The 26279-nt window shown below is 35.9% G+C and carries 24 protein-coding genes and 1 riboswitch; of the genes, 6 read left to right on the forward strand and 18 right to left on the reverse strand.

The genetic code is table 11. The annotated features are described in order from the left end of the window. Position 1: 1 nt before the first annotated feature. The 6 genes from thrC to ORL93_RS25080 form a co-directional block, all read right to left on the reverse strand. Positions 2-1060, reverse strand: a complete 1059-nt coding sequence (gene thrC / locus ORL93_RS25055) for a threonine synthase (protein WP_097793989.1) — start codon at positions 1058-1060, stop codon at positions 2-4. After that, positions 1060-2355 (reverse strand): homoserine dehydrogenase, encoded by a 1296-nt coding sequence (locus ORL93_RS25060; RefSeq protein ID WP_003202371.1) that lies wholly within the window; start codon positions 2353-2355, stop codon positions 1060-1062. The genes thrC and ORL93_RS25060 overlap by 1 nt, the downstream gene beginning before the upstream one ends. A 144-nt stretch (positions 2356-2499) precedes the next feature. Further along, positions 2500-3405 carry a homoserine O-acetyltransferase MetA gene (metA, locus tag ORL93_RS25065; protein WP_097793988.1) on the reverse strand — a complete coding sequence of 302 codons (906 nt, stop codon included), beginning with the start codon at positions 3403-3405 and terminating at the stop codon, positions 2500-2502. After that, positions 3389-4687 carry a bifunctional O-acetylhomoserine aminocarboxypropyltransferase/cysteine synthase gene (locus ORL93_RS25070; protein WP_097793987.1) on the reverse strand — a complete coding sequence of 433 codons (1299 nt, stop codon included), beginning with the start codon at positions 4685-4687 and terminating at the stop codon, positions 3389-3391. The genes metA and ORL93_RS25070 overlap by 17 nt, the downstream gene beginning before the upstream one ends. 91 nt (positions 4688-4778) lie before the next feature. Further along, positions 4779-4883, reverse strand: a riboswitch (SAM riboswitch). Between the two features lie 196 nt (positions 4884-5079). Further along, positions 5080-5397 (reverse strand): magnetosome magnetite crystal formation protein family, encoded by a 318-nt coding sequence (locus ORL93_RS25075; RefSeq protein WP_097793986.1) that lies wholly within the window; start codon positions 5395-5397, stop codon positions 5080-5082. Between the two features lie 391 nt (positions 5398-5788). Next, positions 5789-6409, reverse strand: a complete 621-nt coding sequence (locus ORL93_RS25080; RefSeq protein ID WP_097793985.1) for a DUF975 family protein — start codon at positions 6407-6409, stop codon at positions 5789-5791. Positions 6410-6738: 329 nt separating this feature from the next. Between ORL93_RS25080 and ORL93_RS25085 the strand changes: the two genes are divergently transcribed. Continuing rightward, entirely contained in the window at positions 6739-7971 is a 1233-nt protein-coding gene (locus tag ORL93_RS25085; RefSeq protein WP_371389022.1) for a chloride channel protein, read from the forward strand. Positions 7972-8060: 89 nt separating this feature from the next. On the opposite strand, the gene ORL93_RS25090 is transcribed toward ORL93_RS25085, so the two are convergent. Continuing rightward, positions 8061-8750 (reverse strand): YjjG family noncanonical pyrimidine nucleotidase, encoded by a 690-nt coding sequence (locus ORL93_RS25090; protein WP_098160877.1) that lies wholly within the window; start codon positions 8748-8750, stop codon positions 8061-8063. A 143-nt stretch (positions 8751-8893) separates the two neighbouring features. Here ORL93_RS25090 and yeiL point away from each other — a divergent pair, with 143 nt between their 5' ends. Continuing rightward, the gene (gene yeiL, locus ORL93_RS25095; protein ID WP_097794015.1) at positions 8894-9568 is read left to right on the forward strand and encodes a transcriptional regulator YeiL; all 675 of its coding nucleotides are present in this window, start codon (positions 8894-8896) and stop codon (positions 9566-9568) included. A 64-nt stretch (positions 9569-9632) separates the two neighbouring features. Here the strand turns inward: yeiL and ORL93_RS25100 are convergent, their stop codons facing one another. The 3 genes from ORL93_RS25100 to ORL93_RS25110 form a co-directional block, all read right to left on the reverse strand. Beyond that, the gene (locus ORL93_RS25100) at positions 9633-10259 is read right to left on the reverse strand and encodes an FMN-dependent NADH-azoreductase (RefSeq protein ID WP_097793983.1); all 627 of its coding nucleotides are present in this window, start codon (positions 10257-10259) and stop codon (positions 9633-9635) included. Between the two features lie 193 nt (positions 10260-10452). Beyond that, a complete protein-coding gene (locus ORL93_RS25105) occupies positions 10453-11100 on the reverse strand; it encodes a response regulator (protein ID WP_097793982.1) in 648 nt (215 codons plus the stop codon). Positions 11101-11120: 20 nt separating this feature from the next. Beyond that, positions 11121-12680: a sensor histidine kinase gene (locus ORL93_RS25110; protein WP_098160850.1), complete on the reverse strand. Its 1560-nt coding sequence runs from the start codon at positions 12678-12680 to the stop codon at positions 11121-11123. Between the two features lie 157 nt (positions 12681-12837). Here ORL93_RS25110 and pdxK point away from each other — a divergent pair, with 157 nt between their 5' ends. Then, a complete protein-coding gene (gene pdxK, locus ORL93_RS25115) occupies positions 12838-13662 on the forward strand; it encodes a pyridoxine/pyridoxal/pyridoxamine kinase (protein WP_097793980.1) in 825 nt (274 codons plus the stop codon). A gap of 297 nt (positions 13663-13959) precedes the next feature. On the opposite strand, the gene ORL93_RS25120 is transcribed toward pdxK, so the two are convergent. The 7 genes from ORL93_RS25120 to ORL93_RS25150 form a co-directional block, all read right to left on the reverse strand. Next, complete coding sequence (locus tag ORL93_RS25120) at positions 13960-14163, reverse strand: YbdD/YjiX family protein (protein WP_141556335.1); 204 nt, start codon at positions 14161-14163, stop codon at positions 13960-13962. Then, positions 14156-16231, reverse strand: coding sequence for a carbon starvation protein CstA (gene cstA / locus ORL93_RS25125; protein ID WP_097793978.1), 2076 nt, complete (start codon positions 16229-16231; stop codon positions 14156-14158). Before cstA ends, ORL93_RS25120 begins: the two co-directional genes overlap by 8 nt. Before the next feature lie 122 nt (positions 16232-16353). Then, positions 16354-17070 carry a LytR/AlgR family response regulator transcription factor gene (locus ORL93_RS25130; protein WP_018782416.1) on the reverse strand — a complete coding sequence of 239 codons (717 nt, stop codon included), beginning with the start codon at positions 17068-17070 and terminating at the stop codon, positions 16354-16356. A 156-nt stretch (positions 17071-17226) separates the two neighbouring features. After that, positions 17227-18426, reverse strand: a complete 1200-nt coding sequence (locus ORL93_RS25135) for an MFS transporter (RefSeq protein WP_016112772.1) — start codon at positions 18424-18426, stop codon at positions 17227-17229. A 185-nt stretch (positions 18427-18611) separates the two neighbouring features. Then, on the reverse strand, positions 18612-19352 hold the full coding sequence (locus ORL93_RS25140) for a WecB/TagA/CpsF family glycosyltransferase (RefSeq protein ID WP_003202522.1): 741 nt from the start codon (positions 19350-19352) through the stop codon (positions 18612-18614). A 14-nt stretch (positions 19353-19366) separates the two neighbouring features. Beyond that, positions 19367-20470: a glycosyltransferase family 4 protein gene (locus ORL93_RS25145; protein ID WP_097793977.1), complete on the reverse strand. Its 1104-nt coding sequence runs from the start codon at positions 20468-20470 to the stop codon at positions 19367-19369. Positions 20471-20556: 86 nt separating this feature from the next. Next, positions 20557-21963: an O-antigen ligase family protein gene (locus tag ORL93_RS25150; RefSeq protein ID WP_265959653.1), complete on the reverse strand. Its 1407-nt coding sequence runs from the start codon at positions 21961-21963 to the stop codon at positions 20557-20559. Between the two features lie 289 nt (positions 21964-22252). Here ORL93_RS25150 and ORL93_RS25155 point away from each other — a divergent pair, with 289 nt between their 5' ends. Continuing rightward, positions 22253-22885, forward strand: coding sequence for a trimeric intracellular cation channel family protein (locus ORL93_RS25155; RefSeq protein ID WP_003202516.1), 633 nt, complete (start codon positions 22253-22255; stop codon positions 22883-22885). Positions 22886-23049: 164 nt separating this feature from the next. Here ORL93_RS25155 and ORL93_RS25160 read toward each other — a convergent pair whose 3' ends face one another. Further along, positions 23050-24366, reverse strand: coding sequence for a glycosyltransferase family 39 protein (locus ORL93_RS25160; protein ID WP_097793975.1), 1317 nt, complete (start codon positions 24364-24366; stop codon positions 23050-23052). Positions 24367-24827: 461 nt separating this feature from the next. On the opposite strand from ORL93_RS25160, the gene ORL93_RS25165 reads away from it, so the two are divergent. Then, on the forward strand, positions 24828-25340 hold the full coding sequence (locus tag ORL93_RS25165; protein ID WP_003202512.1) for an acyl-CoA thioesterase: 513 nt from the start codon (positions 24828-24830) through the stop codon (positions 25338-25340). A gap of 205 nt (positions 25341-25545) precedes the next feature. Next, a complete protein-coding gene (locus ORL93_RS25170) occupies positions 25546-26274 on the forward strand; it encodes a glycosyltransferase family 2 protein (RefSeq protein WP_033796604.1) in 729 nt (242 codons plus the stop codon). The last annotated feature ends 5 nt before the right edge of the window (positions 26275-26279 follow it).

Raw genomic sequence — 26279 nt, forward strand, 5'->3', positions numbered from 1 at the left:
TTTACCGAAAGACAGCTCCCTGAATATAGTCAAAGACAACCTTCTCATCATTTTGTAACACGACTGGTTGAATTCCCTTCGTATCAATGGCGATATTTGGATCCTTCAAACCGTTACCTGTTAATACCGCTACAATTTGGCTTCCTTTTGTAATTTTCCCGCTTTGCAATTGTTTATAAACACCTGCAAGAGAAGCACATGAAGCCGGTTCTGCAAAGATTCCTTCATACTTGGCTAGCCATTCATACGCTTCAAGAATTTCACGATCTGTTACTTCATCAATTTTACCTCGAGATTGTTCTGCAGCTAGGGCGGCTTGCTCCCAACTTGCGGGATTTCCAATTCGAATTGCTGTTGCGATTGTTTCTGGCTCTTCAATTTTATGTCCGTGCACAATCGCCGCTGCTCCTTCAGCCTCAAAGCCGCGCATCTCTGGTAAACCCGTACCAAGTCTTTCGTGATACTCTTTGAAACCTTTCCAATACGCTGTAATATTGCCTGCATTACCAACTGGAATTGCTAAAATATCCGGCGCCTTCCCAAGCGCATCACAAATCTCAAATGCAGCTGTTTTTTGCCCTTCAATTCGGTATGGATTAACAGAATTTACAAGTGTAATTGGTGATGATTCGCTAAGCTTACGTACAATTTGCAAAGCATGATCGAAATTCCCATCAATACTTATAATCTCAGCACCATACATGACAGCTTGCGCTAATTTACCGTATGCAATCTTCCCATTTGGAATAATAACGATGCACGACAGTCCTGCCCTAGCTGCATAAGCTGCCGCAGATGCAGACGTATTACCTGTAGATGCACAGATAATCAATCCGCTCCCTGCTTCTTTTGCTTTTGCTACCGCCATTACCATACCGCGATCCTTAAACGATCCGCTTGGATTTGCCCCCTCTATTTTCCCGTAAATTGTTACGCCCCACCGCTTTGAAAGGTTTTCTAGTAAAATAAGTGGTGTATTACCTTCATGCAATGTTAAGGGAGGTGTCTTTTCCGTAATAGGTAAAAACTCCTTATACTCAGCAAGCAAACCTTTCCACATTACCTAGCATCTCCTTCGATTCGATAGTTTGCTTTCACACAATCTATTTCTTCGTATGTCCCCAATGTATGTAAAATATATTCATAGTCTGCAAGTGATGCACGATGTGTTACGATAACAATCTCAGCCTTTCCTTTCTCCCCGAGTGGCATTTGAATAATTTTTTCAAAGCTAACACCGCGTTCAGAGAATAAAGATGTAATTTTTGCAAACACACCAATTTCATCTTTTACATGTAGGCGTAAAAACTTCTTCACAAAAATTTCATCTGGCTCTTTTAATACCTTTTCATACTGCGGAGAAACTGCGCTATTCCCAGTTACGCCAAGGCGCACATTTTGCATTACCGCAACTAAATCAGAAACAACCGCTGTCGCTGTCGGTAAACTTCCTGCACCAGGTCCATAAAACATTGTTTCTCCTACCGCTTCACCATATACATATACGGCGTTATATTCATTTTGAACAGCTGCAAGAGGGTGTGTATTCGGAAGTAATGTTGGCTCAACTGTTACCTCTAACTTTTCACCATCACGCTTCGCCAGTCCAATTAATTTAATTGTATATCCTAAGCTTTTACTATATGCGATATCTTCCTCAGTAATGGAAGTAATCCCTTTCACCTTCACATCTCCAAGCTCTACATTTGTAGAAAAACCTAGAGTAGCTAAAATCGTCATTTTCCTTGCTGCATCTAAACCTTCAACGTCTGATGTTGGATCTGCTTCCGCAAATCCAAGCTGCTGCGCTTCTTTTAACACGTCGTCATATGCTCTCCCTTCGTCAGACATTTTTGTCAGAATAAAGTTTGTTGTTCCGTTCACGATTCCCATCACTTTCGTAATAAGATCCGAAGAAAGTCCTTCTACAATGCTGCGCAGAATTGGAATCCCTCCAGCTACGCTCGCCTCGTAAAATAAGTCAGCTTGATTTTCCTTTGCCACCGTCAGTAATTCTGCTCCGTGCAATGCCATTAAATCTTTATTAGCAGTAACAACATGTTTACCATTTTTCAAAGCTTGTAAAATATATGCTTTCGCTTCCTCTATGCCACCCATCACTTCAATGACAACATCAATATCAGGATTATCTATAATTTCATTTGCATTTTTCGTTAATAAGGTAGAGGGTACTTGGACCTCTCTCTCTTTTTCAATATTTTGCACTAATACTTTTGTTACTTTCACTGGGCAACCAACTTGGTGCATAAGACGATCTTGATGATTCGTAATAATACGAACCACACCGCTGCCAACCGTTCCAAGGCCTAATAAGCCCACTTGAATTTCATTCATGATACTGTCCACCCCTCTAAAGAATTGTATTTAGATGCCATTATATAAGTTAAGATTCTGAAAAACAATATATTTTGAACATTCGGAAAAATATAAAGTAATCCGTGTAAAGAAAACGTTGCCACGTGTTATATAATGATCAGCTTACAAAATATAAGGGGTTTCTTGATACACATAATAATTTAACCAATTTGAAAATAATAAGTTTCCATGACTCCGCCATCTTATAAGTGGCTTTTCAGCTGGATTATTATGTTTAAAATAGTTTTTGGGAACCTTAATATCTAGCCCTCTTTGTTTATCGCGTTCATATTCTTGTTTTAACGTATCGCAGCTATATTCGCTATGACCAAGAACAAAAATATGCTTTCCATCTTGCCCCATAACAAGGTGGACACCTGCTTCTTCTGATGTTGCTAGTAATGTCAACTCTCGTACTTTTTCAATATCAGCTGCGCGTACTTCCGTATGGCGTGAATGTGGTGCAAAAAAGAGCTCATCGAATCCTTGTAACAATTTCACATGCTGCTCATGCACTTCATGCTCGAATACACCAAACATCTTTTCTTCAAGCGAGTATTTCGGAATTCCATAGTGATAATACAGACCCGCTTGTGCTCCCCAACAAATATGCAATGTAGATGTTACATTCGTTTTTGAATAGTCCATTATGCGTCCAAGTTCTTCCCAATAATCTACATCTTCAAAAGGAAGTGTTTCAATTGGGGCCCCTGTAATAATGAGACCATCAAATTTGTCTCCCTCAATATCGCGAAATGTTTTATAAAAACTTGTTAAATGGTCTTGCGCTACATTACGGGATATATGAGACTCCATATGAAGCAAATGCACATCCAGTTGAAGTGGTGTATTACCGAGTAACCTGAGCAATTGCGCTTCTGTTTCTTGTTTTGTTGGCATTAAGTTCAAAATTGCAATTTTTAGAGCACGTATATCTTGTGTTTCAGCTCGCTCTTTTGTCATTACAAAAATATTTTCTTTTTGCAATATTTTACGGGCTGGTAACTCCTTATCAACAATGATCGGCATGCGCTTTGCCTCCAACTAATGCTTCCTCTAGGTCCGCAATAATATCAGAAACATCTTCGATACCGACTGATAAGCGAATTAAATCAGATGTAACACCTGCTAAACGTTGTTCTTCTTCATTTAACTGTCTGTGCGTTGTACTAGCGGGATGAATCACACATGTTCTTGCATCTGCAACGTGTGTCACAAGAGTTGCCAGCTTCACATTTGCAATGAACTCTTTCGCAGATTCTAGTCCTCCTTTAATACCAAATGTTAAAACACCACTTGCACCTTTTGCTAAGTACTTTTGCGCTAACGGATAATTTTCATTACTTTCTAATCCCGGATAATTCACCCATTCAATACGATCATGGTTAGCAAGCCACTTCGCAACTGCAAGAGCATTTTCACTATGACGCTCCATTCGTAAATGTAATGTTTCTAAACCGATGTTGCTAATATACGCATTGAATGGGCTCATACAGTTTCCATAGTCTCTTAATAGTTGAACACGAGCTTTCACAATATATGCCGCCTGGCCAAAATTCTGCACATAACTTACGCCATGATAACTTGGATCTGGTTCGACAAGCTCAGGATATTTTCCATTTGTCCAATCAAAATTTCCTCCATCAATGACAATTCCACCTAATGAACTCGCATGACCATCAATATATTTCGTTGTAGAATGAACAACAATATTTGCGCCATGCTCAAACGCTTGGCATAAATATGGTGTCGCCAAAGTATTATCCACGATAAACGGTACTTCCAGTTCTTTTGCCGCGTTTGAAAACTCTTTAAAATTTAAAACATTCATCGCTGGATTTCCAAGGGACTCTGTATAAATCAGCTTTGTTTTTTCAGTTGCAAGTGCCACAATCTCATCAGCAGTTAAGTTCGGATTAAAGAATGTTACATCAATACCAAGCTTACGCAAACTTACTCCAAACAGGTTAAAGGTTCCCCCATAAACGGTTGAAGAACAAAGCAAATGATCACCACTGCCACAAATATTTAAAACAGCAAGCATAATAGCCGCTTGACCAGAGGCTGTCGCAACAGCTCCGGCTCCGCCTTCTAACTCTGTTAACTTTTGTTCAAATGCTGCTAGTGTCGGATTCCCAATACGCGTATAAATATAGCCCTCTGCCTCTAAATTAAAGAGCGCTGCTAAATCATCGGACGTATCGTATTTATACGTCGTACTTTGATAAAGTGGTAAAACACGTGGTTCACCATTCTTCGGTGTATAACCACCTTGCACACAAATGGTTCCTTTTCCCCATGATTCTCCCATTCCTTATTCTCCTTTCTTTTATAGAAAATAAAAAAACTGCTTCTTTCCCGAACAAGAAAGAAGCAGTTTGAAAACACGCTCTAAAGTCTCTTTCTTATCTCTCAGGGTTATTACCTGCAGGATTTGGCACAATTCCGTTACACGGCTGTTGCCAAGGTTTCATAGGGCCTGTCCCTCCACCTTTTCTTGATAAGACTATGCAATTACCGTTGATTTTATAGCAATAATTTCCTAATGTCAATTATTTTTCTGAATATTTACAAAAGATTTTATTAACTGTTTATTATCGAAATTCGAATTTAAAGAAACAAGGGAAATATCCCCTTGTCCTCAAGGTAAGCTTAAATAAGAATTACAATGATGAATACGAAGAATAGTAGATACCCTAGAGGTTATGCTCTAATTACTCGAATCCCTTTTACAATATTCCAAATAAAAAAGTATAGACTAATTAGGCCGCAAATACATACCATAATCATTGCGCCAATAGCCATTGTTGTACCTGGTTGCTTAAAACCGACATCCATAATTCCCAATACTACAATTCCTATAAAAGTAGTAATTCCCGGAATAAGATGTGTCCATAGAGCTCGTTTCGCATGACCTTTTGTTTCATGATCTCCGAGAATCCAAACAATTAGTGGGAATAAGGCAGGGGCAAAAAGAACACTCCAGTATGAAAAAGAAGATAAAACTTTATTTCCATTCATATGTATCACCTCATGAAATTGTGTTTGTTGTTATACCTTTATTATGTAGGGAAATCTATTCTTTTACTATCGCTAGACCTTACAACAACATGACAGTTTTGTAAGATTCTATAGTGGTAATTTGGTAAGCCTACTGCTTGATATCATGCACGTGATATTCTAAAAAAATTAAGGGCCAAGGATTTTTTGAAAGAATCCTTGGCCATTTTCGTATTTATGAAATATTTGCTTATTTTGCGTGTAAAGCATCTACTGTAAGTGATATATAGATCATATACCATAACACAATCGTTAAAGTAAGAGGTCACAAGTCGTTCAATGGTATAACAATTTATAAAATGCTTATAAAGAACAGTAAGCATGAACCATTAACATTTATGCTTTGTTGTTTTTAAACATAAGATTTTCTTTTATAATAGTCTGTTGAAACTTTCTCATAAAACGCTGCTTTTGTAGTATAAAAATATGGAATCAACCATAAGAAACCGATTCCTAAAGTAAGGATACTTAGTATAAACCAGCCAATAAAACTTAAACATATTAAGAAATAATCTATCTTATGTCCGTTCATCATACGACGACTTTCCGTAATAGCTTGGTTCATTGAAAATTCCGGATAATCATTTAAAATAAAAAATGTCATAGTGTAAGAGAAAATTTTAACAATCCCTGGAATGATAAATAGCAATGTCCATAAAGTAATATAGATATCCATTAGTAAATATATTAAAATTGATTTAATAAGCTTATTTAACCCTTTACACCATTTAAATAATTGCCCAATCCCAACTGTCTTGTCACGAACTGTATTTAAGGCAAGATAGTAAGCACCTAAAGTTAAGGGCCCAACCATTAGCATGACAATAATATCCATCATAAACGATTCTATTACTTTACTCCAGCTCCAAGACCATACGAAAGGGAATATAAAGAACAATGTAGTAACTCCTACTGCTAATCCCCATCTTTCATCAAGCTCATCAAGCGCTTGTTCTTTCAAATCACGAATCAAACAAGAGACCTCCTAAATCTAATGCGTATTTTAACTTATACTAGTATACAATTCTCGTAGGGATTACAATAGCATTTTAAACAATTTATATTTATTTCCGTACATGACATGATCAGTATCATTTCGATGAAATCAAAAGCTTTAAACATCACTTGTATTTTGCTTCTTTAAAAGAAATAATACTAATGATGTTTATAATATATGTTGAATAAGTAATTCTTTAAAAAGATAATATGCATATTCAATTCATTATTTTCGTATTAGAATCTCTAATTTTTCATAATAACGTATAAATAGAGGAGGCATAAAAATTGACTATTAGGAGAAATATGCACTATTTACTCATCGTGTACGGTATATTTCTAGGTTCTATCGTTGGTGCCACAGTCTGGTTATTTTTAGTTGTCACCAATGCTGGAATTCATTTCGTTTGGGAATATTTACCGAAAGAATTTGCATTACCATCTTATTACACAATTTGTGTAACAATAATCGGTGGTTTTCTTATTGGACTATCACAAAAGTACTTTGGTACATACCCACGTTTAATGCCAGAGGTAATGGCTGAATATAAGAAAACAGGTAGGATTGAATACCGTTTTGTACATCAAGCTACATTAACAGCTATTATTGTTTTAGTATTTGGAGCAAGCTTAGGGCCCGAAGCAGCACTTGTCGGGATTATAGGCGGGCTTTGTACATGGGTTGGCGATCGCTTTCATTTTGCTGTAAAAGGAATGCAGGGACTAACAGAAATTGGAATTGGCGCTACTTTAAGCGTTATTTTTAATGCACCGTTATTCGGTTACTTAGCTCCAAGTGAAAATGAGAATGAACGACTTGCTGAAGTTTCCAAAGGGAAAAAAGCTATCGTATATGTCGCTACTACCTTGGCTGGTTTTTCTGTTTATTTATTGCTTAGTAAATTTGATAATCGAGGATCTTTTATTGTTAATTTTGGAGAAGGATCTTTTGCGCTTCATGAATGGGTTGCCTTTCTACCTCTTGCTTGTATAGGTGCTAGTATAGGTTATTTTTACTTCAAGGTAGAACATACATTGGAAAAAGTAGTACATCCTTTTCAAGAATATAAACTAACATTAGGGATTATAGGTGGCATTATTTTAGGGATTGCCGGAACTTTCCTCCCATATACTATGTTTTCAGGAGAACACCAATTAAAAGAATTAGTGAATGAGTGGACAGAATTATCATTTGGGGTGCTGTTTCTTTCAGGTGTTTTAAAATTATGTATAACGGCAGTTTGTTTAAATACAGGTTGGCGTGGAGGACACATTTTTCCGATTATATTTGCTGGAGCAAGTATTGGATATGCTATGGCCACTGTCATACCGCTAGATCCAATTGCTTCTGTAGCTATCGTGACGACAGCCATTTCAAGCTATGCATTACGAAAACCAATCGCTATTACAGTGCTATTACTTATGTTTTTCCCGATTAATTTATTATTACCGATGCTTGGAGCTGCAATGATTGGAAATTTATTTCCACTCCCTAACAATAGTGAGAATAAACAAGCGGCTAGCGCGAATATCGAATAGTAAATTGAACTACCCCCACCTTCACTTCGTTTAGAGGAGGGGGTCTTCTCGGCTAAAATGATAAAATTTCCCTTAAAACCTCAAAAGAACTAACATTTTAAAATTTCATACAGCTCATCAAAAGTTTGAATTTCATAAGTCGGAACTATCCCGCTATCGTTTAACTTCTTTTCAGGATTAAACCAGCAAGTATCTAGCCCGGCTAGCTGCCCACCTTTAATATCTGCACTTAAAGAATCCCCGATAATTAATCCTTTCTCCACAGAAAAATTAGAAATTCGTGCAAAGACATAATCGAAGTATTCCTTCATTGGTTTTTGATAACCAGTGTCTTCTGAAACAAAAATGCCCTTAAAGAATGAATGTAATCCTGAATTATGCAGACGTTTATCTTGCGTTTTAGAAACACCATTTGTCACAATATATAAATCATATTGGGTTTGAATATTTTGTATGAATTCAAACACTCCATGAATAAGCTGATTTCCTTCTTCTAAATAACTACGATATTTTTTTTCAAGCAAAAGGCCATCCACCTCTTGACCATACTTCTTAAATAAAATTGAAAATCGAGTATTCACTACCTTATCACGCTCTATTTTTCCTTCTTCAAAGGATTTCCACAGATTTTGGTTTATTTTTTTGTAATGTGCTGCAATTTCATCAGTTAAAGGAATTTTTTGTTCCTTAAAAAGCAAATGTAACGCTGTTCTTTCCGCTGCTTTAAAATCTAATAACGTATCGTCTACATCAAATAGTAATGTTTGATATTTCTTCAATGATGGTATTGTAGTCCCCTTCATGCTGATTCTCTTCCTTTCTTATATAAAAACACAATTTTTCTTTTGTTCTCAAATAAATCGTATCACTACCGCTTGTAAAAAGAATAGGAGATATCTCATACTAAATGAGAGGTGAAAAAATGAAAATCGAAAAAAATTCAGATGAAATTTATAGCTATGTACAACGCTTCAACTTCCAAATGTTCTTTTCGTTTGATATTTTGCCATATATAGAAGTTCATTCATTTCAAAAGAATGAAACCATTTGTAACGAAGGAGAGGAATTTCCCTACCTCTATTACTTAATTTCAGGAAAAGCAAAAATATATATGAGCCATCAGAATGGCAGGATTTCCTTAATTAATTTTATAAAAGCACCATCAATCATTGGAGAATTAGGATTAATTGGAGTAGAGACATTAACAAAAGGGATTGAAGCTATGGAAGCATGTATCTGTTTAGCTCTTCCCTTGAAAGATTGTCGCCATCTCTTATTACAAGACGCCCCTTTCTTACAGCAATTGTGCAAATTCATTGGAGAAAAAACAATTACTCGAACTGAACAATATGCCAAAAGCTATAACTACCCTTTAGAAAATCGATTAGCGGCGTTCATTTTGTTAACAGAGCAAAGCAATTGTTACCTTGAAAAACATACAGAGGCCTCTGAATACTTAAATGTTAGTTATCGTCACCTCTTGTATGTATTAAAGCAGTTTTGTCAGCAAAATTGGTTAAAAAAAGAAGGAAGAATGTATTTGATACAAGACAGAAAGCAATTACAACAGTTAGCAGATGAACTCAAACGACAATAAAAAAAGCAGTACCAATGCCATAAAGACATTGATACTGCTTATTGAGTAACGATTATTTTGTTCATTAGAATATGCTTGCTACTTTAACAGCTTTCTCAAGACCTTCTGCAATAATCTCTTCTGCTTTATCTGGGAATTGATTATGACCTTCAATGATAACAGTTTCCATATTTGTTACACCGAAGAAGCCCATCATGCTTGCTACATATTTAACAGCCATTTCTACTTCTGCTGCTGGTCCTTCAGAATATACACCACCGCGTGCGTTTAATAACGCAATTTTCTTATCTCCAATAAGACCTACTGGGCCTTCTGGTGTATATTTAAATGTTTTACCAGCGCGATTTAAGTAATCGATATATGTGTGCAGTACAGCTGGAATTGTTAAGTTCCATAACGGGAAACCAAATACCACTTTATCAGCTGCAAGGAATTGCTCTAAATATTTATCAGCAACAGCTACTGCTTTTGCTTCTTCTGCTGTTAAATCAAATCCTTTTCCCGCCTTAAATGTACCATTAATCATATCTACGCCTACATATGGTAATTCTTCATTGTATAAATCAAGTTCTACCACTGTATCATTTGGATGTGATTCTTTATAGCTTGCTAAAAATGCTTCATATAATTTCACACTAACTGCTTGGTCTGCTGGACGGTTGTTAGCTTTTACAAATAAAACTGTTGTCATGCCTTTTTTCCTCCTATTACTCACTCTTACGTTGTTTATTATCTACTCGCTAAAAAGGGGCAATCCCCTGTAATTATTGTTGTTTACAAATACATTTTATCCTCTCATCCTAACAATTTCTTCCTCACATAGACGTATCTTTTCATAAAAAAAGTCCACCTCCTAAAGGCGAACTAGTCCTACGACTTTTGTCTTATACGATCCCATTTTTCACTGCATATAAAGCTGCTTGTGTACGATCCGATAAATTTAATTTTCCTAAAATACTACTTACATGAGCTTTTACTGTTTTTTCTGTGATCACTAACACGGATGCAATTTCCTTATTACTCATCCCTTTTGCCAAGAGCTGCAACACTTCATTCTCCCTTGCCGTTAGTACATCTACATGAATATTTGATGACTCCTGTTTCTCTTCTTGCGGCAAAGTTTGGGAAAGAAGCGCACTTGCTATATCAGGATGAAGCTGAATATTTCCTTTATATGCACTACGGATAGCTTCCACAAGTTGATCTGGTTCAACATCTTTTAGAATATATCCGCTCGCTCCGGCCTTTAAAGCTGGTAAAACATGCGCTTGATCAGAAAAGCTGGTCAATACGAGCACTTTCACATTTGGATATTCTTTTTTAATACACGAGGTTGCTTCAATCCCATCCATCTCTGGCATATATAAATCCATTAAAACAATATCTGGCTGTGCCTCCCCTATTTTCTTTAACGCTTCTTTTCCGTTATTTGCTTCTCCAACTAGCTCCAAATCTTCTTGCGTGCTTAAGAAAAATGCTAATCCTTTTAAAACAACTGTATGATCATCAACTAATAATACTTTTATTTTCACAAGTTCCCCTCATTTTCACATCATAATGGTACGATAACCTTTATCCTTGTTCGGTTCTTTTCACTTACAATTGTAATACATCCACCGATTAACTCTGCTCGTTCTCGCATTGTAGTCATACCAAGTGATTTCTTCTCTTTTATATCTTTTTCTATAAAACCGAGGCCATAATCAACTACCTCTAAGGACACTTCTTTCTCTGTTACTTTCAAATAAATTGTCGCCTCTGTTACCCTCGCATGTTTACTCACATTATTTAAAGCCTCTTGTCCAATTCGCCATAATGTTTCTTCCACTACACGCGGTAACTCACGCACACCTTTAACTTGCTCACGAATGTTCAGCCCTAAGTTCTCTCCATATTGCTTTAAAGCGAGTAGCAAACCCTTTTCTAACCCTGCTGGACGAAGTTGCCAAATAAGTGCTCGCATTTCTTTTAAGGCACCTTGTGCTAATTCCCTCATCTCATGAAGAGATTGATCTACCGTTTCATTTTGTCCCTTTAAAACAGCTTCGGCACCCTTCGTCATAAATGTTAATGAAAATAACTTTTGTGAAACTGAATCATGCAGATCCCTTGCCAAACGGTTTCGTTCTTCCATCCGAGCAAGTTCACGCCGCTGTTCATTTAACCGTAAATTCTCAATCATTAATGAAATATGATTCGTTAACGCTTGTACAATATCTACAGTGTTCTCATCAAACTCTCCATGCTTCGAACTCACGCATAAAACACCAAACACTTGATTTCGAATTTGTATTAGAGCAACAATGCTAGAGGCATTAGACTGTCTTTTCAACAAAACAGGCTGATTTTTTTCTATCGCTTCTTTTGCAATACTCTCTAACTCCATATCTCTTTCCGATACATATTTCTTATAGCAAGCTCGCATAGATAATTTCTTTTCTTCCTTTATAAAAAACGAAACTTTCTCCCACTGAAATACATCTCCCACTTGTTTTACAACTTCTTCTGGTAATGTATTTAACTTATGGATTTTTCTTAGTTTTTGAATAAAACGTTCTAGTTTTACATAATAATGAGCCCTATTCTTTTCATTTTCATATAATTTTGTCCGTTTTAAAGCTGTTCCGATTTGCAAAGCAACCGATTGCAGCAGCATAAGTTCTTCCTCAGAAAAATGTGTTTTTCCTGGGCTTGCTACATTTAGTACACCAAATTCTTCTCCACCAGCTTTTAATGGGACAGTTGCATGATGAAGAATCCCTTCGGTGTCACCCCATTCATATTCAATTGCATTATTAATTCTCTTACATTCAATAATATTAACCGCTCGCTCTAATTTTCCTTCCACAAAGCGGCGCAAACACCAGCACTCTCCTTCACACATTGGTCGTTTATTTTCAAATGTAAGTGCTGCTGGTAAATGATAATCAATTAATTTTGTATATCTACCATTCTCATCAGCAAGAAAAATCCATCCGGTTGTTAATCCTGTAACATGCAGCAATTTTTCTAATACCGCCTGTAGCACATGATATGTATCATTAGATGTATTTAATGTTTCTGCAATTTCTTTTAATATAGCTAATTCGCTTATACGGTTCTCTTGAAACATAAATTGTCTCCTACATACAATATTTTCTTTTCTCATTGTACCAAATTCAATGTATTCTCAAACAAACAAGTAACTTTTTCACTTTGTACTTATTCACAACATTGATATAATGGTTAAAAATGTAGTTTTCATTATATTACCTAAGGGGGCTTTCACAATGACATTAAACAAAGCACTTACAATCGCTGGTTCTGACACAAGCGGTGGCGCTGGTATACAAGCGGATTTAAAAACGTTTCAAGAACTTGGTGTATACGGAATGACGTCTCTTACAACAATCGTAACAATGGATCCACATAACGGCTGGGCACATAACGTATTCCCGATTCCTGCTTCTACACTCAAACCACAATTAGAAACAACAATTGAAGGTGTTGGTGTTGATGCTTTAAAAACGGGTATGCTTGGATCTGTTGAAATCATTGAAATAGTTGCTGAAACAATTGAAAAGCATGATCTACAAAATGTAGTAGTAGACCCAGTTATGGTTTGTAAAGGTGCAGATGAAGCATTGCATCCTGAAACAAATGGCTGCTTACGCGATGTACTTGTTCCAAAAGCATTAGTTGTTACACCAAACCTATTTGAAGCATATCAACTAAGCGGTGTGAAAATTAATTCTCTTGAAGACATGAAAGAAGCTGCTAAAAAAATCCATGCTTTAGGTGCAAAATATGTACTAATTAAAGGCGGTAGCAAGCTAGGTACAGAAACTGCAATCGATGTATTGTACGATGGAGAAACATTTGATCTTTTAGAATCAGAGAAAATTGATACAACAAATACACACGGCGCAGGTTGTACATACTCTGCAGCAATTACAGCAGAACTTGCAAAAGGTAAATCTGTAAAAGAGGCGGTAAAAACTGCAAAAGAATTCATCACAGCAGCAATTCGTCACTCATTCAAAATTAACGAATATGTAGGACCAACACATCACGGTGCATATCGTAAATTTGCTGCTGGAAAAGAACTTGTATAAGGAATAAAGTGAAACTTTAATCAGTGGGGCTTCATCCCCACTGATTATCAGCCCTCACCAATCGGAATTTTACGGGTAGTTTATCTCCCACGTAATTTCTTTGCTTTCGCTGAACTTTGAGGTGGGAGTATTACTGCCCGCAAATAGCATCATAAAAAACAAGCTATCTATAGATAGCTTGTTTTTTATGATGCTAAACTTATTTTACTTCTATCAATTCCAAAACTTTTTACTTTCTTGCTGTTTCACGTGAAACAACAAAAAAGTAAAAAAAGAGCGACGAATCGCTCTTTCTCTTCAACAACACCTTGATATTTTTCCACCTTTCGCATTGAACCTAGCTTCTTGCGCCTCAGCAAAAAACTGTTTTCGACATAAAATCGGTGCTTCTGGGTGGTACTCTTTCATATGGATAACGTACGTTTCATAACTTGGTACTCCAACAAGCAAACTAATAAATTGCTTTCGTGTTCTCCACACCTTCTCCAATTTTTTAAGCATAATTTCTCGACTCACTTTCATCTCTTGGAATATATGGTGCTTCTTTTAATGGTATAGATTTATTTTGCAATACTTTAATCCATATACGAATAGCAGAAATAAGAACTGCTATTACAACTAACATGAAAATTCCACAAAGCGTAGCATCGATATAATCATTGAAGATAATTTGCTTCATTTGTGCCACATTTTTGGCCGGTGCTAGTATTTTCCCTTCATCTAAGGCGCTCTGGAATACTTTTGCATGCGATAAAAATCCAATTTTCGGATTCTCATGGAATAATTTTTGGTAGCCTGCTGTCATCGTAACAATCAGCAAACCTATCGTTGGGATAAGCGTAACCCAAACGTACGCCTTTTTCCCCATTTTGAACAATATCGTTGTTCCGAGCAATAACGCAATACCCGCTAACATCTGGTTAGCAATTCCAAAGAGTGGCCATAATGTATTAATTCCACCGAGCGGATCAACTACACCTTGGTATAAGAAATACCCCCATCCTAACACACATAACGTTGTTGCAATCACATTAGCCAGTGTAGAATCTGTTTTCGCAAATGGTTTATATACATGCCCTAAAATATCTTGAATCATAAATCGCCCTACACGTGTACCAGCATCAATTGTCGTTAAAATAAATAGTGCTTCAAATAAAATAGCAAAATGATACCAGAATGCCATCATCGCAGTTCCACCGATTACTTGTGAAAAGATGTAGGCCATCCCAATTGCTAATGTTGGCGCTCCTCCTGTACGAGATAGTATCGTTTGTTCACCAACATTTACAGCAAGATCCTTTAATTCATTTGGTGTAATTGCAAATCCCCAAGAAGAAATAACTTGAGCTGCTTGTGATACATCCGTTCCGATAAGAGCTGCCGGACTATTAATTGCATAATATGTCCCTGGTGTTAATACACAAGCTGCGATCATGGCCATCGCCGCAACGAACGATTCCATTAACATTGCCCCGTAACCAATTGGTTGTGCGTGCCCTTCTCTTTCAATCATCTTCGGCGTAGTACCAGAGGAAACTAAAGCATGGAATCCTGATACAGCCCCGCAAGCAATTGTAATAAATAGAAACGGAAATAGATTTCCGGAAAACACTGGACCTGTTCCGTCAATGAACTTGGATACAGCCGGCATTTGTAAGTTTGGTGCTACAATTAGAATTCCAATTGCTAGCCCAACAATCGTTCCGACCTTTAAAAATGTACTTAAATAATCACGTGGAGCAAGGAGCATCCACACCGGTAATGCAGACGCAATAAAACCGTATACAATAAGCATAATTGCAATTGTTTCACCGCTAAAAGTAAACATGCTTGCAAGCGTAGGATTCTCAGCTACATACTGTCCTCCAACAAGAGATAAAAGAAGTAAAATAATACCGATAACTGATCCTTCTCCAACACGCCCTGGGCGAATATAACGCATATAAACACCCATTAAAATAGCGATTGGAATTGTCGCTGCGATCGTAAACATTCCCCAAGGGCTACCGACAAGTGCTTTCACAACTACTAAAGCTAATACTGCTAATAAAATGATCATAATACCTAAAATACCAATCATCGCAATTAATCCTGTTACAGGACCAATCTCATCTTTAATCATTTCGCCTAATGATTTTCCATTACGTCTCATGGAAGCAAATAAAATAACAAAATCTTGTACTGCTCCTGCAATTACAACTCCAACAATAATCCAAATTGTTCCTGGTAAATATCCCATTTGCGCTGCTAAAATCGGCCCTACTAATGGACCCGCTCCTGCAATTGCCGCAAAGTGATGTCCAAATAATACCCATTTATTTGTTGGAACATAATCCTTTCCATCATTTAGCGTCTCAGCAGGTGTTTGCCGATTATTATCTAGCTCAAATACTTTTTGTGCAATAAATCTACTATAGAAACGATAAGCAACTGCATATACAGAAACAGCTGCTACTAATAGCCATACAGCATTAATTGTTTCACCTTGTGATAGGGCAATTACACCAAATCCGGTTGCTCCTAATGCTGCGATGATACCCCAAAGTAAAATTGACTTAAACGCCTTCACATACAATCCCCCCTATACTACTTCTTAGTGGAGATTGTACTAAATTTTCTGAATATTTAATTTGAATCCTCCTTATCATGAAGGATTCTTATGTTAACATGTTGAAATTCACTTACAACTTGTCATAATTCAATTTTATTTCGAAGTCGTTTTACATAGTTTCGACTAACAGGAATCGGTTTCTCATCATACCTATCTAAATAAAGGTTATACGTTCCATTATAATAAGGCTTTAATGCCTGAACATGCATAACATTTATTAAATAACTTTTATGAACACGTAAAAAATCATATGCTGTTAATTTATTTTCCAATTCTTGAAGTGTATATGTTGAAATATACTGATTATTCGCTGTATAAATTGAAACCGTTTTATTCTCCTTATTCTTACTTACATATACAATATCCTCTGGAAAAATATACGTAATCCCTTCATGACTTTCAATCGGAAGTTTTCGCAAATGGCTTTTTATTTTCTTTCCTTTGTCTTGTTCCATTCTATATACGAGAAATTGTAAATCTTCTTCACGAAATGGTCGTAGTAAATAATAAAACGCTTGGAAGCGAAAAGCTGTTATCGCCTCTTCTATATCCTCACCGATAAAAATAAACTTTGTATCGCAATTTAATTGTTGTAATAAACTAGAGAATTCAAACCCTGTACCATCTTTTAATTCTGTATCTAAAAAAACGAAATCAGGAATATGCTTTTTAGCTACTTGTAAAGATTCCATTCCTGTTCCTGCTTCAAAGCACTCTACATTTCGCATATTTTCTGTAAATATCTCAATAAATCGATTTCGATGTTCTGCATCTTCCATGATAAGTAAAATTTTCATCTGCCCAACCACCTAATTCTTTTGTCCATATGTCTTGTTGTATACATTCGCCTTAGTAAGAAACAATCCCTTTTTCTAGCCTTATTTTCTATTTACTATACCATCACTTTCCTTAAAAACAACAAAAAAGGAAGCCTCTTGGACTCCCTTCTTTCGTTATACCAACTCTTGCTGCTTCGTTTCTTGCCCTAGCACAACTACTGCAAGCACCCCAATTAAAATGGAACCGCAAAAAATTGTAAAGATCAATGAAAGAGACGCTTGTGAAGCAACAAGATAACCTACTAGCAATGGACCGAGAATACCACCAATACGGCCAAATGCTGCAGCCATACCTGCTCCAGTACCGCGAATTACTGTCGGATACTGCTCAGGTGTATATGCATATAACGCACCCCATGCTCCTAAATTAAAGAAGGACAGTAACATTCCTGCTATCACCAATGTTGTAAGCGATTCGGCTACTCCAAAGACGTACGCACTGCATGCTGTGCCAATTAAATACGTAACTAACACAAACTTACGGCCGAGGCGTTCAATAAACCATGCAGCAGTAAAGTATCCGGGAAGCTGTGCCAATGTCATAATTAATACGTACTGGAAACTTTTTATTAGACTAAATCCTTTTAGTACCATTACACTTGGTAACCAAAGAAACATGCCATAATAAGAAAAGACAACACAGAACCATAAGATCCATAACATAATCGTCGCTTTTCGATATTCTCCAGACCAAACCGCCTTTATATTTGTAATAACAGATTGTTTGTTCTCAACTTTTTCAAATTGCGGCGAATCTGGTAGATTCCATCGTAAATACAGTGCATAAAGAGCTGGAATCGCACTTAATACCATCGCTACTTGCCAGCCATACTTTGGAATTACAAAATAAGAAATTAGAGCTGCAATTAACCAGCCAACCGCCCAAAAGCTTTCTAGTAATACAACAATTCTCCCGCGTTCATGAGCCTCGACACTTTCAGATACAAGTGTCGAAGCTACTGGTAATTCTCCACCAAGCCCCATACCGATTAAAAAACGCAATATAAGAAACATAGCTAATGTTGTTGTTAATGCCGTTAACCCACTACCGATAGAAAATAATAATAATGTCATAATAAAAACAGACTTGCGCCCCAACTTATCTGCTAATATGCCAAATAAAAGTGCTCCCACCGCCATACCAATAGAATTGATACTTCCGATCCACCCCATCTCCTGACTACTTAATCCCCATTCTTTTTGCAGCGCAACGATGACAAATGAAAGCATGCCAACATCCATTGCATCAAATAACCAACCAAGCCCCGCTATTCCAAGAAGCTTGCGCTTTGAAATTTCTTTTATATCCCCCACTAGAAGTCCTCCTTACACAGGTGTCTTTACACTTCATTTTACATGTGTATATTGTATAAGTAAAATACTTTTATCCCTATTTTCACTTAAAAGCTTCTTTTTAATCTTCCCATAAAATAGGGCTTCCATTAGTGGAGAATACTACATTTTTAGCTTTCACAAATAAAAAAAGTAGCGATATTTCGCTACTTTTTCGAACGCATCACTTCTTTTAGAAATTCAGCTAATACAAGCTGACGACGCCAACGCGTCGGATTGCTACATAGACGGTAAAACCATTCTAGATGAATTGCTTGAATCCATTTTGGTGCACGTTTTACTTCTCCTGCCCAAACGTCCAGACTGCCACCTACACCAACAGCTACTTTTGTTTGTAAGCGATGCTTATTATTTTGAATAAAGTTTTCTTGTCTTGGGAATCCAAGAGCTACAAGTAAAATATCCGGTTTTACTTCTTGAATGCGAGCAATGATGCCCTCTTCCTCTTCTTGTTTAAAATACCCATCCTGCGTACCAACAATAGATACAGCTGAATAAGTTTTTGTTAAATGATCAGCAGCACCCTTCACAACATGTGGTTTCGCTCCCAGTAAAAAAACAGATACAGATTTATTCTCTTTCGATAACGCTCCAAACAAATCACTCATTAAATCAAAACCTGCTACGCGCTCTTTTAATGGTGTCCCTAGCATACCACTTGCCTTTACAACACCAATACCATCCGGTGTAATCAAATCTGTTTCTAAAAGGGTTTGATGAAAACTTGGGTCTTTTTTGGCACACATTACGATTTCTGGATTCGCTGTTACAACTTGAAATGTATGAGTTTGTTCTGATTCTAGCTGCTTCATGATATATTGAATTGTCTCTTCCATTGTCATCGTAGAAAAAGGGACACCTAAAATATCAACTGTTTGTACTGCCATAATTATAATCCTCTCTATTTCAATAAAAGTTTTTTATATGCTTTATAAGTATCTTCATATAGATTTCGTAATGAGAAATGAGAAGAAGCATGCTCATACAAACGTTCACCCATCGCCGCTAATTCGCCATTCTCCCACTTCTTATATCCTTCCTCTAATGCACTTGCTAATGCATGTGCATCACCAATTGGCACAATCCATCCGTATGTAGGATCGACAATCAACTGTTCCATATCACCAACATTCGTTGCAATAGACGTTAAACGTTGATTTGCAGCTTCTAATAACACAAGCGGAAAGCTTTCACTATAAGAAGTTAATAAATTAATATCGGCGGATGCATATAATTCTTTTACATCCGAACGATGACCTAAAAATAATACTTTATCTTCTAACCCTTTCTGCCTTACTGCTTCTTTCAACTCTTCTTTAATCGGGCCATCGCCAACTAACAATACTTTCATATTAGGAATTGTTATTTTTTGCAAGGCATCGAATAAAATATTATGCCCCTTTACAGGGTGAAGACGGGCTACTTGAATCGCTGTAAATACTCCTTCTTGTATACCTAATTCATCTTTTAAGTCATAAGGTTTCGCTGGAATGTCATCATACTCAATCCCGTTATAAATGGTACAAATTTTATCTGCTGGCACACCGAGTGCTACAGTATTTTGCTTAAAACGTTCTGTAATTGCAAAAAACAAATCAACTTTCTTATATGAATGTAAATTTAACTTTGTAAAGATCCAACCTTTCAAACCACGCTTCATAAAATCAAGAGTTGGATCACTATGAACTGTTGTTACCCATTTTGCACGTATCTTCCTTTTTAGAAGAGAAAGATAAAAGTTCGCGCGCGCACCATGTGTATGCACAATATCAAAGTGTCCTTCGTTAATAAACGTACGTATTTTAGAAAGAATCGATATGTCATAACGAGATGATTGAGAAAAAACGTGCACTTTAATTCCGAGCTCTCTTGCTTCTCTAGCAATTGCACCTTCTTCAAACGCAACTAGTTCAACTTCAGCTTTTGGAAATTGCGACAAAAGTGAAATAATGTGAGTTTTCCCGCCACCTTCTTCTGCTCCAGCATTCATATGCAACACTTTCATCTCTTTCTTCCTCCATCTTTATGTTCTCTTATAGTTTACTATAACAAAAAATAAAAGCTAACGTGACGCTAGCTTTTATTTTTCTATCATTCAATTTCTAAATCAACGATTAAATATGCAAAAATCACAGCAAAATAAATACTTACTCCAGGCGCTGTAAATACATGTCCCGCTATAAATGCAATACCCATACTTAATCCTAGTGCGGTTGCTAATAACCCGTATCTTACTGTAAATACCTCTTTAAACCTAGTTACTAGTACGAGAAGAATTTTCACACCGAAGTATAAAAATGGGATTAAAAGTAGAATGAAACCGACAATCCCAAATGTATAGAACCAATCATGAAAGTCCCTTTCAATTAACTTCGGTTTCTCTTTGAAATTCCCAGCATATCCCATGCCGAATAATTTTTGAGATGTTGGAGCCTCTGCATAGTAATCTTTATACATTTTCTCAAATATCTCACGTCCACTGAAGATTATTGCTTGTGTTTCCTCTTTCTTCTCTATTTCTTTTTCTTTTGCTTTTTCTTTTGCTTTTTCCTTTTCTGTTACAGGCGGTTTATGGTGTGCCTTGTCTTCTTTCTTTTCTTCCGCCTTTTTCACTTCTTTTTTCTGTTCAAGAATTTGGACGTGAAATCCCATATTTTTTAAGAATGGCGAAAACGGTGTATATGCTAGTGTTCCAGCAAAAACAACAGTCGCAAGGATGCCATTCAGTAAATATGACTTCTTATTTCTATCTTTACGCTGTAAAAATGCCTGAACAAAACACATGAAAACAGCAACAACCATTGTGCCAAAAATGGCTCCAACTCCCACCTTCGTACCAACAGCAAATAATGAGAAGATAATTAAAATAGAAGGAATCCAAAAATAACTTTTCGCTATGCTTGTTGTTTTTTCAATTGAATATAGAACGACGATTGGGCATACAACTGCTAAAATGGCCCCTAATTCATTTCCTGCATAGAACCAACCACGTGAACCAAGTTTCACCCAATCGTAGCTATTATAATCAGTTCCTGTCGCAATCGAAATAACCATGATACTATTTATAATTAATGTTGAATACACAATATAGTTACGCATTTTTGAATATGCATTTGCTTTTTCACGTAATGATTTAAACACAAAAATGTAACAAGTAAGCATAATAAATGGGTATAATGCTTTTGCTATAAATTTAATTTCTTCTCCCAACATGATAGGGCTTTTAACCAATTTATTATTTACTAAACCTGCAGCAAGAACAATTCCAACTACTATTAAATATATGATATATTTACGATTTTCTTTTTCTCTTGCCTGAAATAAAATATAGATTCCACCAAGAACCATTACAAATATACGCGTAATAATTCCAATTGTCGTATCAACCTTTAAAACCATGATGCAAAATGACGTGAGTAAGTCTAAAACCGGCTGTAACATAATGAAAATCAATAAAAAATTCCCGAATTTATTACTTAAATTATTATTTCCTAACATCTCGAACCCCCATAACTATCATTACCTTATCTCACTTTATACAATTTACAATAAACCTCTAACTCGTCTCAAATATTTATTATACCATAATTTTTTAGTTAACCACTTCCTATTTATGCAGATAAAAGATAATAAATCCCCTTCTCACATGTCACATATCTCGTATCTTCAAACGCTTTCTTTCCCCATTTTTTCTTTTTTTCTACATGTAACGAAAAGTAATTGTTATTTCTAAAACTTTAGTGTATATTTTGCTCTGGAACATCTTTAAGAGGAAGGGATTAGAGCTATGTTATTAATCGAAATATTTACGTTTCTTGGCATTGTCGCCGCTGCCATTTCTGGTACATTAGTTGGTTTAAAGAAAGATCTAGATTTATTTGGTGTCCTTTGTTTAGCTGTAGCTACTGCACTCGGTGGCGGAATTATTCGTGATATTATGATTGGTAACCTACCTCCCGTTGCATTTGTACAACCGATTTACTTTTTGGTCAGTGTATTAGCAGCTCTCTTTACTTGTATGTTTTTTGAACGCATTAATAAACTTCAAGTTGTAATCATGCTTTCAGATGCTGTCGGTTTAGGCGTTTTTACTGCTATTGGCGCAAACGCTGCAATGTCGCATCACGTTGATGCTTCATTTTTAGTTGTTTCGATGGGTGTTATTACAGGTATTGGTGGAGGGATTATGCGCGATATTTGCGCTCAAGATATTCCCTATGTATTCCGTAAAGAAATCTATGCAATTGCTTCTATTCTAGGTGCAATTAGTTTCCTAATTACGTATGAAATGGGTGCACACGTATTAGCCTTTTATATCTGCTTACTAGTAACGTTCATCATACGTGTAGTCACTGTTATATATAATGTGCATTTTCCAGTCTTCTTTAAGGCTCATGCAAAAGCTAATAAAAGTCATTAAGAGAATTCAAATCGAATTCTCTTTATTTATAATAGTTACTCCTTATTGCCTAAATATAAGAAAAAACTCACCATTTTAAAAAACGTTGAGTTTTCTTTTATCACACGCTTCAAGATTCCCCTAAAAATATAAGATCAAACCTTCCTGCTACGCAAGGCTTCACTTTATTTTTTGAAAAATAGCTTTTGACAATAGGATGACAACATATATACACCTAAACTTTGTAAAATGAAAAGACTTGGTATCGTTAAACCATCGTACACAATATCTGCATTAAAAAGCTTCATTCCAATATATCCTGTTATAAGTAACAGTAACAACATATAGCCTTCGCTCTTTTGTTTCTGAATAAGGAAATGTAAAAGCGCAATTGACATAAATAAAGTTACAGCTATAAAGATGAGTTTTTCACCTTTTAGCAATATCCCATTCATTCCCTCTGATGATACCTGATCTATACTTGGCTTAACCACAGCTAACCGCTCTGTTTCTAACTCTTTTAACTTTTGACTCAAGCGCTCTTTCATACTTTGTGCTTGAACGGTTTCTTGTTTATTACGCTCTTCCCCGATTAAAACCGATTGCACATACGCATCGTTAGAAATGGCATACTGTTTTATTCCCATTGCTTGAATCCCATAATTCACAGCAAAATGAGTAACATAAAATACGACTAAAATCCCTATCAATTTTAACAATACATTTTGTTTATCTGCACTTTGGAACACTTCCACTAGCAAGACATACACAATTACTAAAATAAGTATAAATATGCCTACTGGATACATCATATTACTAAGAGCAAATAGTATCGCAGCACATGCCCACATGTAAGAATGACTCAATCCTTTATGTAGTAATATATAACTCGCAAAGTAAAATAAAAATATAGAGAATAATTCCCCTGTTAATAATGAACATGAAAGAATATTTGGCAAATATAGCGAGTAAAACACTGCAGCAATTCGGCCACATTCTTCTTGAAATAAACTTGCAGCAATTCGATAAATGAAAAACGCTGTTCCTGCGCAATACAAAACATTAAAAAATTGCAAAACAAATGTAGCATCGCCAAACACACGAATCAATACTGACTCATATATAATGAAAGGTAATTGACTAACAACAGTTACATTACTGCTTCCTAGCGCAACTTGTTTTGCAGTCTCATACATAGCTCTCATATCACCTATAACTGGAGCATCAAAAAAGAGAACTGCTCCAAGTCTAACCAGCACTGTCATACTCATTAGAAAAATGAGAAACTGTTTATCCGTAAATCGATATTGCAAAATAGAAGCAAGAAGTAAAAGGAGTATCACGAAAATTGATAGCACAATCGTTAAACTTGTGGCGCTTCCTCCCAAAAATTGCTTACTTCCCTCGAAGGCGTTCCAGCAAGAATAAACAAAAAAGGCAAGCATAGTTCCAATAATTATTTTACTAAAAAAAGATGAAAACCCTGTTTGTATGTTATTCATATGTATATTGCACCTCTATTTTCATTCATAACACAACGATTCTATCATGAATGGGCACATGACAGTTAGAAAATTTATCCCGCTATTTGCGAGCAAGTAATACTCTCACCACGAAATTCAAACAGAAGGAGCGGAATTAACTAGGAGATGAACTGCCTGTAAAAGTACTGATTGATTAGTGCTAATAATCAGTGAGGGATGAAAAAAACTACTGATTAAAGTTTCACTTTATATAGAAAAATATAACATTCACTTTTTCGCTTGCAATGTAAGCGAAACCTCTTTTACACTACAATCTATACAAATTAAATTTTCTTTCAGTTACACGCATAGAAATACAATATTATTCTATTTTAATGAAGTAAACTTTTTATCGGATCTCAATCGTCTAAATAACAAATAATATTCGATAGAAAATACCCATCTTTTTTATATAGGAAACAGAAATAGGAGTAGATTATATGGATAAGAAATTTATGAGAGAATCAAAAGCAATTAAAACAACGCGTGTTTTCCCAAATGATTTAAACAATCATCAAACATTATTTGGCGGAAAACTATTAGCGGAAATTGACAGCATCGCATCTATTGCAGCAGCAAGACATAGTAGGAAACATTGCGTAACGGCCTCCATTGATTCCGTTGACTTTTTAACTCCAATCCATCAAACGGATTCCGTTTGCTATGAGGCATTCGTTTGCTATACGGGAAAATCATCTATGGAAGTATTTGTGAAAGTCGTTGCAGAAAATTTATTAGAAGGGGAACGCCGCATTGCTGCTACTTGCTTCATTACATTCGTAGCATTAAAAGATGGCAAGCCGTCTTCTGTACCTCAAGTGTTACCAGAAACAGAAGAAGAACATTGGTTATACAAAACCGGAAAAGAACGTGCACAAAGCAAAAAAGAAAACCGTTCAAAAAGTAAAGAAATGGCTGATGTATTAACATTGAATAAGCCTTGGAATGTATAAGTGAAAACCTTTTAGCGAATATAGTCTTACTATATTCGCTATTTTTTATCAAAAAAATGCTTAGTCAGACCTTTCCTTTTACAAAAATTACATACTTTATCCTTTATTTTGTTATAATTTTAATGATATATTAAGTAAAGTATGCTTAAATTAGCTCATTTAATTTAATGTCATTACATATTTTTATATAGAGGATGGTGCAAAAATGTCTGTTGAAGTACCAATTTCAATACCTAAAACATTGATTATTATTCCTGCCTACAATGAAGAAGAAGCAATCGGAGATACATTAACAAGACTATTAGAGCTTAAAAAACATTTCACGCAATTAGATATTTGTGTTATTAATGATGGTTCACGCGACCGAACATCAGAAATTGTAAAAGAATTCCCAGTTAATCTTGTAAATTTACCATACAATTTAGGAATTGGCTCAGCTGTACAAACTGGCTATAAATATGCTGATATAAACGGATATGACATTGCAATTCAATTTGATGCAGATGGTCAACATAATCCTGAGGACTTATACAAAATCATTCAACCTATCGCTGAAAATAAGTGCGATATGGTACTAGGTTCACGTTTCACTGAGAAAACAGCTTATAAAGGTAGCCTCTCACGCAGAATTGGTATTTTTTACTTTACAGCCTTATTAAAATTATTAACAAGACAAACATTTATGGATCCAACATCTGGTTACCGTGCAATTAACCGAAAAGTAATTGAAATCTTTTCTTATAACTATCCAAAAGATTATCCAGAACCAGAGGTCCTAATCCACTTAAAGAAAAAAGGTTTACGTATCAATGAAATTTCTGTAAATATGCAAGAAAGACAAGGAGGACAATCATCTATTACTCCTTTAAAATCTGCATATTACATGATTAAAGTAAGCCTCTCTATATTAATGCAAAAAATCGTGAAGGATTGATAGTA

The sequence above is a fragment of the Bacillus sp. DHT2 genome, assembly GCF_026241455.1.
GTDB classification, from domain to species: Bacteria; Bacillota; Bacilli; order Bacillales; family Bacillaceae_G; genus Bacillus_A; species Bacillus_A pseudomycoides.